General features: G+C 74.6%; 1 protein-coding gene. It reads left to right on the top strand.

Translation table 11 applies throughout. The annotated features are described in order from the left end of the window. Nucleotides 1–1,769: condensation domain-containing protein (locus ABD879_RS32485; RefSeq protein ID WP_345025621.1), on the top strand; the 1,769-nt coding region annotated here is incomplete at both ends.

The raw sequence follows: 1,769 nt of genomic DNA, 5'->3' as shown, positions 1-1,769 counted from the left end.
CTTCCCCTCACCGCCAACGGCAAACTCGACCGCACCGCCCTCCCCGCCCCCGACTACGGCGGACGTTCGGGCGGACGTGCCCCGCTGAACGCCACGGAAGAGGTCGTGTGCGGCCTGTTCGCCGAGGTCCTCGGCCTGGAGCGGGTCGGGGCGGAGGACTCGTTCTTCGAGCTGGGCGGAGATTCGCTGCTGGCGATGCGGCTGCTCGCCCGGGTGCGGGCGGTGTTCGACGCCGAGATCGGCATCCGGGCGTTGTTCGCCGCGCCTTCGCCGGCGGGCGTCGCACGGGCCGTCTCGGCGGAGGACGGCGCGGGACGTGCCGCACTCACCGCGCGTCCCCGTCCGGAGCGGGTGCCGCTCTCCTTCGGCCAGCAGCGCATGTGGTTCCTGAACCGGCTGGAGCAGGAGGGAACGGGCGCCGGCTACAACCTTTCGCTCGCGCTGCGCCTGTCGGGCAGGCTGGACGTGACGGCGCTGGAGGCGGCGCTCGCGGACCTCGCCGACCGGCACGAGACCCTCCGCACCGTCTTCCCCGACGACGGCGACACCCCCTACCAGCGGATCCTGACGGGCCCGGCCGGACAGCCGCGGCTGCGGATCGACCGGATCGCCGCCGAGGACCTCGGCGCCGCCCTGGCCGCCGACGCCACCGCCCGCTTCGACCTCGGCCGCGAGCTGCCCTGGCGGGCCCGGCTGCTCGTGCTGGACGACGACGAGCACGTCCTCGGCATCGTCGCCCACCACATCGCGGTGGACGGCTGGTCCATGGGCGTCCTGGCCCGCGACCTGGGTGTCGCGTACGCGGCGCGGCGGGAGGGGCGGGCTCCGGACTGGCCGGCGCTGCCCGTCCGGTACGCCGACTACGCGATCTGGCAGCGCGAGGTCCTCGGCGACCTGGACGACCCGAGCAGCCTGATCAGCAGCCAGCTCGGCTACTGGCGCGACGCCCTGGCCGGTGCCCCGGAAGAACTCGTCCTGCCGACCGACCGGCCCCGCCCGGCCACGCCGTCGTTCCGGGCCGGGACGGTGCCGATGAACGTCGATCCCGAGACCCATGCCGGTCTGCTGCGGCTGGCGCAGCGCGGCGGCGCGACGGCGTTCATGGTGGTGCAGGCGGCGCTGGCGGCGGTGCTGGCGCGGCTGGGCGCGGGCACCGACATCCCGATCGGCACGGTGGTGGCGGGCCGGGGGGACGCCGCGTTGGACGGGCTGGCGGGGTTCTTCGTCAACACGCTGGTGCTGCGCACCGACGTCAGCGGCAACCCCTCCTTCCTCGATCTGCTGGCGCGGGTCCGGGACACCGACCTGGCCGCCTACGCCCACCAGGACCTGCCGTTCGAGCAGCTCGTGGACGACCTCAGCCCGGCCCGCTCGCTGGTGCGGCACCCGCTGTTCCAGGTCATGCTGGCGTTCGGCAACATCCCCCCGGCCTCCTGGACACTGCCGGGCCTCCAGGTCGAACCCCTGCCGATGCAGGAGGGCACCGAGGCCGCCCGCGTCGACCTGTCGCTGTCGCTGGCCGAACACCGGGACGCCGACGGCGCTCCGGCCGGCCTGGAAGGCGGGCTGCACTACGCCGCCGACCTGTTCGACGAGTCCACCGTCCGCGCGCTGGCCGACCGGCTCACCCGCGTGCTCCGGCAGGTCGTCGCCGACCCCGACCTGCCCGTCGACCGGCTCGACGTCCTGGACCCGGCCGAACGGCACACGGTCGTCGACGGCTGGAATGCGACCGCTCGGCCGGTGGCGGGTGGTTCGTTGGTGGATCG

This window comes from Actinomadura keratinilytica (genome assembly GCF_039539665.1).
GTDB classification, from domain to species: domain Bacteria; phylum Actinomycetota; class Actinomycetes; order Streptosporangiales; family Streptosporangiaceae; genus Spirillospora; species Spirillospora keratinilytica.
This window is presented reverse-complemented; position numbering and strand designations above follow the sequence as displayed.